We start from the raw sequence: 15,802 nt of genomic DNA, 5'->3' as shown, positions 1-15,802 counted from the left end.
CTCGGCTGCCTTTCCAGGAGCCATCAGCCGAGCGTGGGCTCGGCTTTACAGAAAGAAAAACGGCGGGGTTGCCCCCGCCGTTTTCTGTTTCTCACTTCAGCCCGCGGAACTTCAGCAACGGTTCCACCGACGGGTCCTTGCCGCGGAAATCGCGGTAAAGGGTCGACAGCTCCACGCTGTTGCCGCGCGAGAGGATCTTGTCGCGGAACTCCTGGCCGTTGGCCGCCGTCAGCCCACCGTGTTCGGTGAACCACTGGTAGGCGTCATGGTCCAGCACTTCGGCCCAGAAGTAGGCGTAGTAACCGGCCGAGTAACCACCACCCCAGATATGGTCGAAGTAGGTGGTGCGGTAACGCGGCGGCACCTGCGGCAGGTCGACCTTGAACTTCTTCAGCGCGCTGGCCTCAAAGGCGCCGACATCCTGCAGCGGTGCGTCGGCCTTCTGCGTATGCCAGGCCAGATCCAGCAGCGCGGCCGACAGGTACTCGGTGGTCGCATAGCCCTGGTTGAAGCTGCGCGCCTTAAGGATCTTGTCGACCAGTTCCTGCGGCATCGCCTCGCCGGTCTTGTAGTGCTTGGCGTAGTTGGCGAACACCTTCGGGTCCAGCGCCCAGTGCTCGTTGAACTGCGACGGGAACTCGACGAAGTCACGCGAGGTGGCGGTGCCGGCGATCGACGGGTACTTCACGTTCGAGAACATGCCGTGCAGTGCATGGCCGAACTCATGGAACATCGTGGTGACGTCGTCGAAGCTGATCAGCGCCGGCTGGCCGGCAGCCGGCTTGGTGAAGTTGCAGACGTTGTAGACCACCGGCTTGGCACCGGTCAGGCCGTCCTGTTCGACGAACACGTCCATCCAGGCGCCGCCGGACTTGCTGTCACGCTTGAAGTAGTCGGTGTAGAACAGGGCCAGCGAGGTGCCGTCCTTGTCGAACACTTCGTACACCTTCATGTCCGGGTTGTAGGTCGGAATGTCGGTGCGCGGCTTGAAGGTGATGCCGTACAGCTGGGTGGCAGCGTAGAAGACGCCGTTCTGCAGCACGTTGTCCAGTTCGAAGTACGGCTTGATCTGCGACTCGTCCAGATCGTACTTGGCCTTGCGCACCTGCTCGGCGTAGAAGTCCCAGTCCGAAGCGGCGACCTGGAATCCGCCCTTCTGCGCGTCGATCACCTTCTGGATCTCACCGGCTTCGGCACGGGCCTTCGCGGTGGCGGCGGGAACGGTGTCGGTCAGCAGCTTGAGCGCGGCAGCCGGGGTCTTGGCCATCTGGTCGCCCAGCTGGTAGTCGGCGAAGGTGTCGAAGCCGAGCAGCTTGGCCTTCTGCGCACGCAGCTGGGCCAGGCGCTGCACGGTCTGCCGGGTGTCGTTGGCATCGCCGCGCTCGGCGCGGGTCTCCGAGGCCTTCAGCACGGCGGCGCGCTGGTCGCGATCGCTCAGCGAGCCGAGCACCGGCTGCTGGGTGGTGTTCTGCAGCGGCAGCAGGAACTTTCCGTCCAGCTTGCGTTCCTTGGCGGCGGCCGCGGCGTTGTTGATTGCGCCCTCGTCCAGGCCGGCCAGCTTGGCCTTGTCGTCGACGACGACGGCCGCAGCGGCGGTGGCGGCCACCAGGCGGGTATGGAACTGAGTGGAGAGGGTGGTCTCTTCCACGTTGAGCTTGCGCAGGGTCGCCTTGTCGGCGTCGGACAGCTGCGCACCGGCGCGCACCAGGCCATCGTAATAGTGCTCGACCAGGCGCTTCTGCACCGGGTCCAGCTCCAGCGTGTCACGCTGGTCGTACAGCGACTTCACGCGCGCGAACAGCTTCGGGTCGAGGTTGATCTCATCCTGGTGCGCGGCCAGCTTCGGCGCCACTTCTTCCTGGATCTTCTGGCGCGCATCGTTGGTGTCGGCCTGGACCAGGCCGAAGAAGATGCGCGATACGCGGGTCAGGGTCTCGCCGCTGCGCTCCATCGCCACGATGGTGTTGTCGAAGGTGGCCGGCTCGCTGCTGTCGGCGATCTTGCGCACGTCGGCCAGGTGCTGGCGCATGCCTTCTTCGAACGCCGGCAGGTAGTCGCTGTCCTTGATCTTGTCGAACGGCGGGGCCTGGAACGGCAGCGTGCTGGCACTCAGCAGCGGATTGGTGGAGGCTTCGGCCGGCTGCTGGGCCGGGGTCTTCTGGGCATCGGACACGGGGGTGGACTCCTTGCCGGAACAGGCCGCCAGCGCCAGGCTGATGGCGGCGGCCAGGACTACGGTACGCGACATGTAAAACGCTCCTTGGGCAGACGGTATGGATACCAGCCCTCCACCCTACTCCTGTCGCGCTCGCCCGGCATGTGCCGGACGTGGCGTCTATGCGGCGGCCTGCGGCAGGCTCAGACCGTACCGCGGGTCTTGCCGATCCAGGGCCGGTAGAACTCGCGGATGGCAGCCATGTCGGCCACATCGTCCCCGCTCGGGGTGAACAGCGGACCGATGCCGATGGTCTTTTCCGGATAGTGGAAATACGCGGTCAGGATCGGCACGTCGGCCATCCGGGCGATCTTCAGGAAGCCGGCCTTCCAGTCCTTCACCGCCTTGCGGGTGCCCTCGGGGGTGATGGCGAACCACATCTTCTCGTTGTTGCGCAGCAGGTCCACCGCCTGGCCCACCGTGCCCTGTGGCGAGCTGCGATCGAGCGGAATCACGCCCAGCCGGTGCAGCAGCGGGCCCAGCGGCCACCAGAACAGCGACGCCTTGCCCAGCACCTTCACCTTCATGCCGAGCGCGATCTTCGCTGCCATGCCCCACAGCCCGTCCCAGTTGGACGAATGCGGGGCGATGATGAAGACCAGCCTGGGGATGTCAGGCAGGGTGCCGGTTACCTTCCAGCCCCCCATGCGCAGGGTGCAGCGCGCCAGCCAGCGCAGGAAGGCGTTGGGTTTGACCTGCGGCATCTGCGGCGGCACGGCCGGCAGCAACGAAGTCGGGTTGTTCAAGCAATCACTCCCAGTCACGTGATGAGCGCCCGCGCTTGATCTGCGCGCGCCCGCGTTTGGCGTCCAGACGACGCAGTTTCGACCCGAGGGTCGGCTTGGTGGCCTTGCGCGGTTTGGGCACGCTCAACCCGGCCTGGATGAAGGCCGCCAGCCGCTCGCGCGCATCCTCGCGATTGCGATCCTGGGTGCGGAAACGTTGCGCGTCGATGACCAGCACGCCTTCGCCGGTCATGCGCCGGTCACGCCGCGCCAGCAGCCGCGCGCGCAACGGTTCGGGCAACGAGGGCGAGTTGGCCACGTCGAAACGCAGTTCCACCGCGGTGGACACCTTGTTGACGTTCTGGCCGCCGGCGCCACTGGCGCGCACGAACCGCTCGACGATCTCGCCGTCGGGGATTTCAAGCTGCGCGCTGATGGTGACCGGTCCACTGCCCATCCGCGCATTGTAGCGGCAGGCACGTGGTGGAGTGCGCCATCGCGCCCCGTATGCCGCCGATCAGGCGCCGAACACGCCGCCTTCGCCTGGGCTGCGGGTATGCTGGCGGTCCCATGTACCGCAGGAAGCCCGCATGACCCGCTTCGCACCCGCCCTGCCGTCCCTGCTGCGCCGCGCCGCCCTGCTGCTGGCACTGGCCGCAGCCAGCGTCCCGGCCCTGGCCGCCCCGCCGACCGACGGCGACATCAACCGCCTGCTGTCGGCCTCGCGCGCGCAGAGCATGATCGACACCATGGTGCCGCAGATCGAAGCCATGCAGCAGCAGCAGTTCCAGCAGGTGGCCGCGCAGCGCCAGCTCACCGCCCAGCAGCAGGAACAGCTGAAGCGGATCCAGGCCCGGACCAGCCAGACCCTGCGCCAGGCGATGTCGTGGCAGCAGCTGCGGCCGATGTACGTGGACCTGTACAAGAAGACCTTCAGCAAGGAAGACGTGCTGGCAATGGCCGAGTTCTACGAGAGCGCGGCCGGCCAGAGCCTGCTGGACAAGACCCCGGCGCTGATGCAGAACGTGATGGTGGCCATCCAGGCGCGCATGCAGCCGCTGTTTGCGGACCTGCAGAAAGACCTGGAAGCGATCGTCAACGAGCCGGAAAAGAAATGAGAATGAGGTAGTGCCGGCCGCTGGCCGGCTCCCCAGTACATCTGGAATCACGCAGCTGCCGGCCAGCGGCCGGCACTTCCGTCAAACGGTATCCACCTGCCAGCCGAACAGGTCCAGTGCCTTCTGGAATTCACGGTCCAGCTGCGCACTGACATCCACGGCGCCGCCGTCGGGATGCGGGAAGCGCAGGCGCTCGGCGTGCAGCAGCATGCGGTGCACGCCCTGCATGCGGAAGATGCGGTTGTGGCGCCCATCGCCGTGGCTGGTATCGCCGATCATGTGATGCGACAGGTGCTTGAGATGCCGGCGGATCTGCCGGAAGCGCCCGGTCTGCGGCTGGCAGCGCAGCAGCGCGTAGCGCGAGCTGCTGAATTCACCCACCGGCACCGACAGCTCGCCGGTGGCCAGGCGCTGGAAATCGGTGATCGCCGGCTTCTTCACCGGCTTGCCCGGCCCGCCGTCCAGGTCATGGTCCACCCGCCAGGACAGCTCGGCCGGCCAGCCCCGGCAGACCGTCAGGTAGTCCTTGGCCACTTCGCCACCCATCAGCGCCTTGCCCAGCGCACCGGCCGTCTCGCGGTCGAAGGCCAGCAGCAGGCAGCCGCTGGTCGCCCGGTCCAGGCGGTGCACGAGGAAGATCGGCCGCCCCAGCTGCTCACGCAGGCGGTCGGCCAGGAAATCATCTTCGCCACGGGCCAGCTTGCTGTCGTGGACCATCAGCCCGGCGGGCTTGTTGACCACGGCCAGGCGCTCATCCAGGTGCAGCAGCTGCAGGGGCGCGGTTTCAGTCTCGACCGCGGCGAGGGTGTCAGGTTCGGTGCTCACCGCGGGATTATCGGGGCTGGGCACTGAATGGGGTAGAGCCGGCCGCTGGCCGGCTGCCTCCGGGCAGTTGGATTGCGGCGGTTGCCGGCCAGCAGCCGGCACTACCGGATCACGCGCGGGCAGCACGGCAATCAGGCGTTGCGCACGGCCAGCAGTTCGCCGTTGCCCACCGGCACCACGCTGGTGCTGAAGTCCGGATCGGCATCCAGCAGCAGGCACAAGGGTTCCATCTCTTCCGCGTGCGAGGTGGCGTTGTCCACCACCAGCAGGCCCCCCGGCCGCAGCACGCGGCGCAGCTGCGGCCACCAGCCGGCGTACTGCCCGCGGTCCGAATCGAGGAACAGCAGGTCGATGCTGCCTTCGGCGGCCCCTGCCAACCACTGCCCGGCATCGCCATGCACCAGCGTGATGTGCGCGGCCAACCCGCTGCGCGCGAACGTGGATCGCGCCATCGCCACCTTGTCCTCGGCGAATTCCAGCGTGGTCACGTGGCCATCGATGGCGGCGGCGGCTTCGGCCAGCCACAGCGTGGAGTAGCCATTGGAGGTGCCGATTTCCAGTACCCGTCGCGCGGTGCCGAAACGCACCAGCACCGACAGGAATTCACCGGTATCCGGCGTGATGTTGAGCATGCGCCGAGCGCGCTCGGTTTCATGCGCGTCGTTTTCAGCACCGAAGTGCATCAGTTCGTTCTTCAATTCCGAAAGCCGCATCGTCATCGCTTCTTTCAATTGCCGCAGCAAGGGTAAGCATTGTGGCCTGTCCGACCACATTTCGTACTTGTCTTAAGACTGTACTCCGATGAGGTTGCGATAGTTCCCGCCTTCTTCACGCGGGACGGTGCACCCGCCCGCTGCCCTCTTGGTTTCCGCAAGGACACGGCCATGGTTCTCGACATTCTGGCAATCGGCGCCCACCCCGACGACATCGAACTCGGTTGCGGCGGCAGCCTGGCCAAACTGGCCCGCGCCGGTGCACGCATCCATGCGCTGGTGCTCAGCCGTGGTGGCCGTGGCTGCCATGCCGGCATCGACCGCGGCGACGAATCGCACCGCGCGTTGCGGCGCCTGGGTGTGGCCGAGGTGATCCAGCGGGACTTCCCGGATACCCGCTTTCCTGCCTGCCGCAACGACATCGTCGCGGCGATCGAGCAGGCCTGCGCGCAGATCACACCGCATCGCGTCTACACGATGTGCGGCGAAGACCATCACCAGGACCATCGCACCGTCCACGAAGCGTCAATCATCGCCTGCCGCAGCATCCCGCAGATCCTCTGCTACGAGAGCCCCAGCACGTTGCCACAGTTCGCACCGCAGGTGTTCGAGGACATCAGCGCACAGCTGGACCTGAAGATCCATGCATTGCGCGAGCATGCCAGCCAGGGCGACCGCCACTACATGCAGGAGGATCACCTGCGCTGCCACGCGCAGTTCCGCGGCCAGCAGATCGGCATCGGCCCCAGTGAGGGCTTCGTGCCCTACCGGCTGGTGCTGTGATGAAAACGCTGCTGTTCCTGGCCATGTGTGCCTTCATCCTGGCGCGGGTGTGTGTGCAGGCCTTGCGCCGCCCCAGCACGCGCCTGTACAGCATCGATGCGATCGTACCGGCCTACAACGAAGCCCCCTGCCTGGAGCGCTCGTTGACCAGCCTGCTGCAGAACCCCTACGTGGCGCGGGTGATCTGCGTGAACGATGGTTCCACCGACAACACCGCGCAGGTGCTCGATGCGCTGCAGGCGCACTGGCCCGGGCGCCTGGTGGCGTTGCATCAGGCCAACACGGGCAAGGGCGGCGCGCTGATGCATGGCCTGCAGCACGCCACCGCCGAGCAGGTGTTCCTGACCGACGCCGACACCCACATCGATCCGCGCGGCCATGGCCTGGGCCACCTGCTGGACGAGATCGAGCGCGGTGCCGATGCGGTCGGTGGCGTGCCCTCGTCCAGCCTGCAGGGTGCCGGCTTCCTGCCGCATGTGCGGGCCAGCCTGAAGCTGCCGATGATCATCATCAAGCGCAGCTTCCAGCAGTGGCTGGGCGGCGCACCGTTCATTGTCTCCGGCTCGTGTGGCCTGTTCCGTACCTCGGTGCTGCGCAAGGTCGGCTTCTCCGACCGCACCCGCGTGGAAGACCTGGACATGTCCTGGTCGCTGGTCGCGCAGGGGTACCGCGTCCGCCAGAGCGTGCGCTGCGTGGTCTACCCGCAGGAATGCAACACGCTGGTCGAGGAATGGCGGCGCTGGCGGCGCTGGATCGTCGGCTATGCGGTGTGCATGCGCCTGCATCGTGGCCTGCTGCTGACCCGTTTCGGCCTGTTCAGCATCCTGCCGATGATGCTGCTTGCCCTTGCCGGCATCGTGCTGACCCTACAGGTCTGGTTCGGTGCGGCCCAGCTGCATGGGCCGGGTGGCCTCGCCCTGTCGGTGATGCCGTTGTTCTGGATTGGCATCGTCATGTTGCTGGCGGTGATCAGTGCGATCCACCACCGCCGGGCGTGGCTGGTACCCGCCGCCGCGTTCTCGATGTTGTACGTGCTGCTCGCCTACGCGATCTGGTTGATGCACGGCGTGGCCGGGCTGTTCACCGGACGCGAACCGCTGCGCGACAAGCCGACCAGGTATCCGCATGTGGTGGAATGACTTGGCCGCGATGGCCGCCGCGCTTTCGACGCTGCCACCGCACGTCGATTCCACTGCACAGGTTTCGCCGCGCGCGACGGTGCAGGGCAACGTGAGGATCGGCGCCGGCAGCCGCATCTGCGACGGCGCCCAGCTGCAAGGGCCGGTATCGATCGGCCGCGACTGCCTGATCGGCAACAACGCGCTGCTGCGCGGCCCACTGCGTATCGGCGACGGCGTGCGCATCGGCTTTGCAGGTGAACTGAAGAACGCACTGATCGGCGACGGCGCCTGCATCGGCCCGCAGTGCTTCATCGCCGACAGCCGCGTCGACGCCCGTGCCTACCTGGGCGCGCTGGTGCGTACCAGCAACCATCGCCTGGATGGCAAAACGGTCGCCGTCCATATCGATGGCACCGTCATCGACAGCCAGCGCGACAAGCTCGGTGCCTGGATCGGTGAGGGCGCCGCACTGGGCGTCGGCGTGATCATCCTGCCCGGTCGCATCGTCGCGCCGGGCAGCCAGTTCGGACCGCGCATCACCGTGGAACGAAACCTGCCGCCCGGTCGCTACCGGCTGCTGCAGTCGCTGCATTCCCAACCCCTGGAGTAACCCCATGCGATTGATCATCCGTGGCGCACTGCCGTGTGCCCTGCTGCTGGCTGTGTCCAGCGCCCACGCCGGCATCGACCGGGTCTCGGTGCAACTGGACCATGCCGACTACACCGACGGCTTCGGCAAGCGCGACGTACAGACTGTGGACGTGGCCGACCGCAGCGGTGACAGCCGTTGGCATCTGGGCCTGGCCCATGGCGAACGCGACTACGGCAGCAAGCGCTTCGGCGGCAATCGCGTGCAGGGTTCGCTGCACCAGCGCTGGAGTCCTCGTGTCTCGACCCGCACTGCCTTCACAGCCTCCAACGATGACCCGGTATTCGTCAACCGCCAGGTCAACCAGGACCTGCAGTGGCACGTGGCACCGCAGACCGTACTGAGCGTGGGCGGCAAGTACGCCCAGTACCATGCAGGCGCGTACGTGAGTGGCTGGTCGGTGGGCGCAGCGCATTACTTCCCGCGCGTGACCGCCTCACTGCGCCACGAGCGGCATCGCCAGTCCAATGGGCCCGACGGCCATGGCACCACGCTGTCACTGCGCCTGAAGGATGCGCAGGGCCGTGGGTCGACCCAGCTGTGGCTGGGCAGCGGTACTTCCGGCTACACCGCCGATTCCGATCCGCTGCTGCTGCGCGAACACGATGCACGACGTGCCTTCCTGCGCCGCAGCCAGCCGCTGGGCAAGCATCTGGTGGTGGACATGGGCATCGGCAAGACCTGGCACAGGACACGCCTGGACCGCTTCCAGAGCGTGCAGTCACACCTGGGCCTGGGCTATCACTGGTAGAGCCGTGGCCGGTCGGCGGCGTGTGACGCCGCCGACTGTGGATAAACAGGGATCAGCGCCACCACGCGCGCGCCAGCGCCGCCGCGCCAACGGCACCGGACACCCAGCTCCACATCGGCAGGTCGCCCCAGTACCAGCCCGGCGGCTGCAGCACGTACATCAGCGCGGCGATGGCCAGCAGGCCGACGCCGGTGATCGCGCCGACCGCGCGCTTCTGCAGGCGCTGCACGCTGGCATCCAGCGCGACCAGGTCGCGCGAGCGCATCGCCAGTTCGTGGCGCCCCTCCACCTGCTGGGTCAGCCAGGCGTGTACCAGGCGCGGCATGTCCGGCGCGTGGGTCATGATTTCCGGCAACCGCTTGCCAATCTCGCGCACGACCCGGCGTGGGCTGTAGCGCTCGCGCAGGATCTTCGCCAGCACCGGCTTGGCCACCGCCCAGATATCGATCTGCGGATCCAGCTGGCGGCCGACACCTTCGATGTTCAGCAGGGTCTTCTGCAGCAGGATCAGCTGCGGCTGCAGGGTCAGCTGGTAGCGCTGCGCCACGCGGAACAGCTTCATCAGCACTTCGGCCAGCGAGATCTGCGACAGCGGACGGGTGAAGTACGGCTCGCACACCGAACGCACAGCCGCTTCCAGATCATCGATGCGCACGTTGTCCGGCATCCAGCGCGCCTGCACATGCAGTTCGGCGATGCGGCGGTAATCGCGGTTGAAGATGGCCATGAAATTCTCGGCCAGGTAGTACTGATCCTCCTGCGACAGCTGCCCCATGATGCCGAAGTCCAGCGCGATGAATCGCGGATCGGCGCGGCGGGCCGGATCGGTGTCGACCCAGATGTTGCCGGCGTGCGCATCGGCATGGAAGAAGTTGTCGCGGAACACCTGGGTGTAGAAGACCCGTACACCCTTGGCGGCCAGTGCCTTGCGGTCGATGCCCGCCTTGTCGAGCGCGGCGATGTCGTCGGACGGAATGCCCCACACGCGCTCCAGGGTCAGCGCGCGCTCGGCGGTATGGCTCCAGATCACTTCCGGCACGTACAGGTCGTCGCTGTTCTCCCAGAAGCGGCGCAGCACGCTGGCATTGGCGCCTTCGCGCTGCAGGTCCAGCTCGGCGGCCAGGGTGTTCTCGACTTCGGCCACCACTTCGCGCGGACGGATCTTGTCGGCGCGCGGATGGGTGCGCTCGACCAGCGCGGCCAGCGAGTTGAGCAGGGCGATGTCGGCATCGATCTGCTTCTCGATGCCGGGGCGCAGCACCTTGACCACCACCTGGCGGCCATCGGCCAGCGTGGCCGCATGCACCTGCGCGATCGAAGCCGACGCCAGTGGTTCGGTATCGAAGCTGGCGAACGCCTCGCTGACCGGCAGGCCAAGCGCTTCCTCGACAATCCGGCGCGCGGTATCGCCGTCGAACGGCTTGACCCGGTCCTGCAGCAGGGTCAGCTCGTTGGCCACATCCGGCGGCACCAGGTCGCGGCGTGTGGAGAGGATCTGGCCGAACTTGACGAAGATCGGGCCGAGATCCTGCAGCGCCAGCCGCAGGCGCGCACCGCGCGACTGTGCGGCGATGTCGACCGAGGCACGCGGCACGAACGGCTTGGCCAGGCGCAGCCAACGCTCGGCCGGCGTGCCCTGCAGCAGGTCGTCAAGGCGGTAACGCAGGATCACCCGGCCGATGCGGCTCGCCCGCAGCACGGCCTTCATGCGGCACCCCGCAGGCGCTGCACGCGCGCGCCGAGACGCTCGACGTCATCACGCAGCACGTCCACGTCATCATGAAAGGCATCCAGCTCGGCACGCGGCACCACGTCGCGCGACTCCTCGGTGATGAATTCGGCGGCGCTGTGGGCCAGGTCGATCGCACCCTGGCGCGCATGCTGCAGGGCGCTGCGCAGGGTGTTGGCAACCTGCACGCCCAGTACCTCGCCGAATACGCTGACGAAGGGCTGCTGCCAGTCCGGGTCGAAGCCCTTGGCCAGCTGCTGGAGGCGCCGCGCCAGTTCGGCGTCACCGGCCACGCGTACACGGCCCTTGTTGTTGGACTCGCCGCGCCGTGCGTTGGCCAGCAGCGGCAGCTGCGCCAGCACGCCGGCCAGGCTGCTGCGCACGGCCAGGTCGGCTTCCTGCGCATCCACCGGGCCGACCCGCAGCTGGTCGCCGTCGACGCTGATGCGCATCGCCAGCGACGGCGCTTCCAGGGTCAGGTCGATGTGCCGGCCATCGAGGCTGGCCAGGGCATGGCGGGTATCCGGATCCAGCGCCAGCGCGCGGTTCAGGGCGATCTGCAGGGCGCGGCCAGCGACCGGCTTGAGGGACTTGAGCAGGGAAAGAGCCATGGGCGCATTCTACCTGCGTGGGTGGGGGGCTTGGGCCGGGCTGCCGCCCGGCACCCGCGGTAGTGCCGGCCGCTGGCCGGCAAACCTCAACCCCAACAGCAACAGCGGGCATTCCGTGGGTTGGCGGGATGGGTCCGGTTGCGGGGGACGCTGCAAGTACGTCCATGTAAGCTCGGTCGCGCCATCCATGGCGCTCACGCCCCCGCAACCGGACCCACCCCGCCTTGGACAGCTTGCTGCGATCTGTCGGGACGGCGTTCTGTGTTGCTGTTGGTGGGTGTCGACCTTGGTCGACACGGCAGATCCACGCCATGCGTGGATGGATATCCGGTTCATCTGTGCCTCACGCGGAGGGCCGATGAAGGTTCATGCTATGAGGCCACGCAACGCACAGGACATCGCATTTCCCATGGCACGGACCCGGGTCGGCATCATTTTCGGGGGCAAGTCTTCCGAGCACGAAGTTTCGCTGCAGTCGGCGAAGAACATCCTCGATGCGCTCGATCGCGACCGCTTCGAGCCGGTGCTGGTCGGCATCGACAAGCAGGGGCAGTGGCACCTGAGCCAGCCGGAGACGTTCCTGATCAATGCCGAAGATCCCGCGCGCATCGCGCTGCATCGGTCCGGCACGTCGCTGGCGGTGCGCCCGGGCGCCGAGCAGGGGCAGCTGCAGCCGTGCGATGCGGCCAGCGCGCTCGGCCAGATCGATGTGGTGCTGCCGATCGTGCACGGGCCGCTGGGCGAGGACGGTGCGCTGCAGGGGCTGCTGCGCATGGCCAACCTGCCCTTCGTCGGTTCGCCGGTACTGGGCTCGGCAGTGGCGATGGACAAGGACGTGACCAAGCGTCTGCTGCGCGACGCCGGGCTGCAGTTGGCGCCGTGGCTGTGCATCCGCCGCCACCAGGTGGCGGAAGTGGATGTCGATGCGGTGATCGCCCAGCTTGGCTTGCCGCTGTTCGTGAAGCCGGCCAACCAGGGCTCGTCGGTAGGCGTGAGCAAGGTCAAGGATGCGGCGGGCTTTGCCGAAGCGCTGGCAATGGCGCTGCGCTACGACCACAAGGTGCTGGTGGAATCGGCGGTGATCGGCCGCGAGATCGAGTGCGCGGTGCTGGGCAACGAACATCCGCAGGCCAGCCTGTGCGGCGAGGTGGTGGTGCACGACGAGTTCTACGCCTATGACACCAAGTACATCAACGAGGATGGTGCCGAGGTGGTGGTACCGGCCGATATCGATGCCGGCACCCAGGCACGCATCCAGCAGATCGCGCTGCAGGCCTACCAGGCGCTGGAGTGTGCCGGCATGGCGCGGGTGGATGTGTTCCTCACCGCAGGCGGAGAGATCATCATCAACGAGATCAATACCCTGCCCGGATTCACCCGCATCAGCATGTATCCGAAGCTGTGGGGCGCCAGCGGTGTCGACTACACGACCTTGATCACGCGCCTGATCGAACTGGCGCTGGAGCGCCATGAGGCCGATCGCGGGCTGCAGAGCGCTGTGTAACGTCGTGATCGCCCGCAGAGTCGAGCATGGCTCGACTCTGCGGAAAGCGATGCCGGCCAGCGGCCGGCACTACCGGCTAGCCGCGCTTGCGGAACATCGAGATCACCGCAAGGATCAGGAACACCACGAACAGGATCCAGGCGATGTTGGTTGCGGCGCCGGCAATTCCGGAGAAACCCAGAACGGCGGCGATGATGGCGATGACAAAGAAGATGATGGCGTAGTGCAGCATGGCGCTCCTCGCGGGTGGTCGAGCCTTGGATGGCGTGGGTCCATCCTCCCGATCCTGCGGTGTGCAACCAGTGATGGCGATCTATGCAGCAGATGAAGCCTTCAGCCTGCGCAGACCCTCTTCGATGCTGACCTGCGGCACGTAGCCGAAGTCACGGCGCGCCGGTTCCATGCTGTACCAGTGCGGCGTGCACAGCTGTTCGGCCAGGAAGCGGGTCAGCGGCGGCTCGCCACGCAGGCGCAGCAGCGGCCACAGCCGCTCGCAGATGGCGCCGATACGGTACGCGGTCTTGAAGCTGATCGCCTTGTCCACCGTCGGCGCGCCAACAGCGGCCAGCAGCCTGTTGACCAGCTCGCGCATCGGCAGCGGCTCGCCGTTGGAGATGAAGTAGGCCTTGCCCGCACACGCTGCACCCGGCGCCAGTGCCTCGAAAGCGAGGAAATGCGCGAGCGCGGCGTTGTCGATGTAGGTGGTATCGACCTTGTTGTTGCCATCCCCCACCAGGCGCAGGCGGCCCTGCCGTGCACGCTCGGCCAGGCGTGGCACCAGCTGCTGGTCACCCGGGCCCCAGATCAGGCGCGGGCGCAGTGCCACCGTCGCCAGCGACGGATCGTTGGCGGCCAGCACGCGCTGTTCGGCGATCGCCTTGGTCGCCGCATACGGTGCCTGGAAGTCCTCGCCGTACGGCACCTCGTCGGCCCCCAGGCCTTCCACCGGATGCGTGGCGCGGTGGGTCACGCTGGGCGTTGAGGTGTAGACCAGCCGGCTGATGCCATGCGCGCGGCAGGCCGCGAGGACGTTGTCGGTGCCGACCACGTTGGCCTGGTGGTAGCTGTCATAGCTGCCCCATGCGCCGGCCTTGGCGCCGTTGTGGAACACCGCATCGACGCCGGCCACCGCATGCAGCACCGCCTGCGCATCGGCCAGATCACCGCGGATCTGGCCCACGCCCATGGCCTGCAGCGCCGGGTAATGACTGCGGTTGAACGCCAGCACCTGGTGGCCACGCTCGACCAGGCCACGGCACAGCGCCTGACCAAGGAAACCACCACCGCCGGTGACCAGGATCTTCATGCGCGCTTCTCCAGTTCGGCGCTGGCCCAGACGGCGAGCTTTTCGCGGCCGATCTTGGCGTTGTGACGGATATCGACGGGGAACGCCGGATGCACCAGGAAGTGCTGCAGGCCGGCCTCCGGCAAGCGGGCGGCGGCATGTGCACGCAGCGCTTCCTGCAGCGCCGGGCTGTCGGACTGGCCGCGCTGCAGTTCCACGCACAGCACCGGCACCTGCGCGCCGGCGGCGCCGACGCCGACCAGTGCCGTGCGCGCCACGCCGGCCACGGTGTTGAACACCGGCTCGACCTGCTCGGTGTACAGCGGCCCGCGCGTGGTTTCCACGCGCTGGGTCTTGCGCCCGCAGAACCACAGGCGGCCCTGCGCGTCGAAGTAGCCCACATCGCCCATGCGGTGGACGATGCGCGTGCTGCCGTCGTCCAGCGTCTCGCGGATCTTCGCCGCCGCCGTGGCCTGCGGGCGGTTGAAGTAGCTGTCAGTGGCGGTCGGCCCAGCCACGGTGATTTCCCCCACTTCACCCACCGCCAGCACGCGCGCCTGCGACCAGTCCGGCAGCGGTGCGTCGTCGATGGCGATGATGCGCACCTCGTTGGGGGCCACCACGCTGCCCACGCAGGTGCCGGCACCGGCCTCGGTCGCCGCGCGGGTGCGCTCCAGTTCGCGGCCTTCGACCACCGCCACCGGCAGGCACTCGGTGGCGCCATAGGGGGTCCAGAACTGCGCATCGGCCGGCAGCAGGCTGCGGATGGTGGCGACCACGTCCGGCGGCACCGGTGCCCCGGCCGAGGTCACCCGGGTCACCGTCGGCAGTGGCCGCCCGTGCCGGGCCAGCACCCGCATCAGGGCTGGCGAGCCGAACAGCTGGGTCACCCCGAAGCGCTGGATGGCATCGTGCAGGCGTCCCGGGTCGGCCTGCGCCGGCCGCGTCGGGTCCATGTCCGGGATGACCGAGGTCAGGCCCAACGCCGGGTCGAACAGCGCGAACGGCGGGAAGGTCGGCAGGTCCACCCCACCCGCTTCCATGCCGAAGGCACTGCCCAGCAGCTGGATCTGGCCGACGAAGTGGCGGTGGCGGTAGACCACGCCCTTGGGCACGCCGGTGGAGCCACTGGTGAACAGGATCGCGGCCATGTCCTCGCCATCGGTGTCGGCCAGCATCGGCCCCCCCTTGGCACCGGCACGTTCCAGCGCGGCCAGGCTGGTACCGCCCCAGCCGAGGCGGCGGCCGACCGTCACCAGCCGGGTGGCCGACGGCGCCCAGCGCAGCACCAGCCGCGCCACATGCGCCAGCGGAATGCCGATGAAGGCTTGCGGCTGGGCTTCGTCCAGGCATTGCTTCAGCGCGCGCCGGTCGATGCCCGGATCGACCAGCACCGGCACTGCGCCCAGCTTGAACAGCGCGAACATCAGCAGGAAGAACTCCGGAGAAGGCCGCACCATCACCACCGTGCGCACGCCACGGCCGATCCCGTAGCCGGCCAGGCCGGCGGCCATGGCATCACTGCGGGCGTCCAGCTGGCGGTAATCGAGGGTGACATCGTAGGCGGCCATGCCGTTGCCGGCGCCGCGGCGGCCCGGGCAGCGGATGGCGATCTGGTCGGGGCGTTCACGCGCCAGTTCGGGCAGGCGCGCGGCAATGTTGCAGGGTCGGTTCATCCGTTCATTGTCGCCGCTTACGGAATTTCTTGCGCGGCGGCCCACTTCGTGGAAAATCCGCACCCTCGTTCCCGATTCCGACTGCCGCCCGAGGCGG

Annotated in this window: 16 protein-coding genes; 6 read left to right on the top strand and 10 right to left on the bottom strand. The window is 67.6% G+C overall.

Features of this window, described 5'->3' with window-relative positions:
* Positions 1 to 91: 91 nt before the first annotated feature.
* The 3 genes from dcp to arfB form a co-directional block, all read right to left on the bottom strand.
* Positions 92 to 2,248: a peptidyl-dipeptidase Dcp gene (gene dcp, locus ACMGRF_RS19405; RefSeq protein WP_099488103.1), complete on the bottom strand. Its 2,157-nt coding sequence runs from the start codon at positions 2,246 to 2,248 to the stop codon at positions 92 to 94.
* A gap of 110 nt (positions 2,249 to 2,358) precedes the next feature.
* A complete protein-coding gene (locus ACMGRF_RS19400) occupies positions 2,359 to 2,961 on the bottom strand; it encodes a lysophospholipid acyltransferase family protein (RefSeq protein WP_049413619.1) in 603 nt (200 codons plus the stop codon).
* A gap of 4 nt (positions 2,962 to 2,965) precedes the next feature.
* Positions 2,966 to 3,397, bottom strand: coding sequence for an alternative ribosome rescue aminoacyl-tRNA hydrolase ArfB (gene arfB, locus ACMGRF_RS19395; protein WP_005420755.1), 432 nt, complete (start codon positions 3,395 to 3,397; stop codon positions 2,966 to 2,968).
* Positions 3,398 to 3,530: 133 nt separating this feature from the next.
* On the opposite strand from arfB, the gene ACMGRF_RS19390 reads away from it, so the two are divergent.
* Positions 3,531 to 4,058 carry a DUF2059 domain-containing protein gene (locus ACMGRF_RS19390; RefSeq protein WP_049413620.1) on the top strand — a complete coding sequence of 176 codons (528 nt, stop codon included), beginning with the start codon at positions 3,531 to 3,533 and terminating at the stop codon, positions 4,056 to 4,058.
* An 81-nt stretch (positions 4,059 to 4,139) separates the two neighbouring features.
* Here ACMGRF_RS19390 and ACMGRF_RS19385 read toward each other — a convergent pair whose 3' ends face one another.
* Together ACMGRF_RS19385 and ACMGRF_RS19380 are read right to left on the bottom strand one after the other, a co-directional pair.
* Positions 4,140 to 4,907 (bottom strand): pseudouridine synthase, encoded by a 768-nt coding sequence (locus tag ACMGRF_RS19385; RefSeq protein WP_414485496.1) that lies wholly within the window; start codon positions 4,905 to 4,907, stop codon positions 4,140 to 4,142.
* Between the two features lie 107 nt (positions 4,908 to 5,014).
* Positions 5,015 to 5,602: an O-methyltransferase gene (locus tag ACMGRF_RS19380; RefSeq protein ID WP_049413624.1), complete on the bottom strand. Its 588-nt coding sequence runs from the start codon at positions 5,600 to 5,602 to the stop codon at positions 5,015 to 5,017.
* Between the two features lie 165 nt (positions 5,603 to 5,767).
* Between ACMGRF_RS19380 and ACMGRF_RS19375 the strand changes: the two genes are divergently transcribed.
* Genes ACMGRF_RS19375 through ACMGRF_RS19360 form a run of 4 tightly spaced genes read left to right on the top strand, consistent with a single transcriptional unit; the run spans position 5,768 to position 8,900 of the window.
* Positions 5,768 to 6,379 (top strand): PIG-L deacetylase family protein, encoded by a 612-nt coding sequence (locus ACMGRF_RS19375; protein WP_049413625.1) that lies wholly within the window; start codon positions 5,768 to 5,770, stop codon positions 6,377 to 6,379.
* Positions 6,379 to 7,518: a glycosyltransferase gene (locus ACMGRF_RS19370; protein WP_049413627.1), complete on the top strand. Its 1,140-nt coding sequence runs from the start codon at positions 6,379 to 6,381 to the stop codon at positions 7,516 to 7,518. Before ACMGRF_RS19375 ends, ACMGRF_RS19370 begins: the two co-directional genes overlap by 1 nt.
* Complete coding sequence (locus ACMGRF_RS19365; RefSeq protein ID WP_049413629.1) at positions 7,505 to 8,110, top strand: acetyltransferase; 606 nt, start codon at positions 7,505 to 7,507, stop codon at positions 8,108 to 8,110. The genes ACMGRF_RS19370 and ACMGRF_RS19365 overlap by 14 nt, the downstream gene beginning before the upstream one ends.
* 4 nt (positions 8,111 to 8,114) lie before the next feature.
* Positions 8,115 to 8,900, top strand: coding sequence for a YaiO family outer membrane beta-barrel protein (locus ACMGRF_RS19360; protein ID WP_414485495.1), 786 nt, complete (start codon positions 8,115 to 8,117; stop codon positions 8,898 to 8,900).
* Positions 8,901 to 8,952: 52 nt separating this feature from the next.
* Here ACMGRF_RS19360 and ubiB read toward each other — a convergent pair whose 3' ends face one another.
* Together ubiB and ACMGRF_RS19350 are read right to left on the bottom strand one after the other, a co-directional pair.
* On the bottom strand, positions 8,953 to 10,608 hold the full coding sequence (gene ubiB, locus ACMGRF_RS19355; RefSeq protein ID WP_414485494.1) for a ubiquinone biosynthesis regulatory protein kinase UbiB: 1,656 nt from the start codon (positions 10,606 to 10,608) through the stop codon (positions 8,953 to 8,955).
* A complete protein-coding gene (locus ACMGRF_RS19350; RefSeq protein WP_005420772.1) occupies positions 10,605 to 11,240 on the bottom strand; it encodes an SCP2 domain-containing protein in 636 nt (211 codons plus the stop codon). The genes ubiB and ACMGRF_RS19350 overlap by 4 nt, the downstream gene beginning before the upstream one ends.
* Before the next feature lie 409 nt (positions 11,241 to 11,649).
* Here ACMGRF_RS19350 and ddlA point away from each other — a divergent pair, with 409 nt between their 5' ends.
* Positions 11,650 to 12,744 (top strand): D-alanine--D-alanine ligase, encoded by a 1,095-nt coding sequence (ddlA, locus tag ACMGRF_RS19345; protein WP_414485493.1) that lies wholly within the window; start codon positions 11,650 to 11,652, stop codon positions 12,742 to 12,744.
* 76 nt (positions 12,745 to 12,820) lie between these two features.
* On the opposite strand, the gene ACMGRF_RS19340 is transcribed toward ddlA, so the two are convergent.
* The 3 genes from ACMGRF_RS19340 to oleC form a co-directional block, all read right to left on the bottom strand.
* Positions 12,821 to 12,976, bottom strand: a complete 156-nt coding sequence (locus ACMGRF_RS19340) for a DUF1328 domain-containing protein (RefSeq protein WP_005407633.1) — start codon at positions 12,974 to 12,976, stop codon at positions 12,821 to 12,823.
* 81 nt (positions 12,977 to 13,057) lie between these two features.
* Positions 13,058 to 14,050, bottom strand: a complete 993-nt coding sequence (gene oleD / locus ACMGRF_RS19335; protein ID WP_414485492.1) for a 2-alkyl-3-oxoalkanoate reductase — start codon at positions 14,048 to 14,050, stop codon at positions 13,058 to 13,060.
* Complete coding sequence (oleC, locus tag ACMGRF_RS19330) at positions 14,047 to 15,705, bottom strand: olefin beta-lactone synthetase (RefSeq protein WP_414485491.1); 1,659 nt, start codon at positions 15,703 to 15,705, stop codon at positions 14,047 to 14,049. The genes oleD and oleC overlap by 4 nt, the downstream gene beginning before the upstream one ends.
* Positions 15,706 to 15,802: the final 97 nt, after the last annotated feature.

It is taken from the genome of Stenotrophomonas sp. EMP41 (genome assembly GCF_047495535.1).
In the GTDB taxonomy this organism is placed as follows: Bacteria; Pseudomonadota; Gammaproteobacteria; order Xanthomonadales; family Xanthomonadaceae; genus Stenotrophomonas; species Stenotrophomonas sepilia.
Note: the sequence above shows the minus strand (reverse complement) of the source record. Positions and strands in the feature narration are given on the sequence as shown.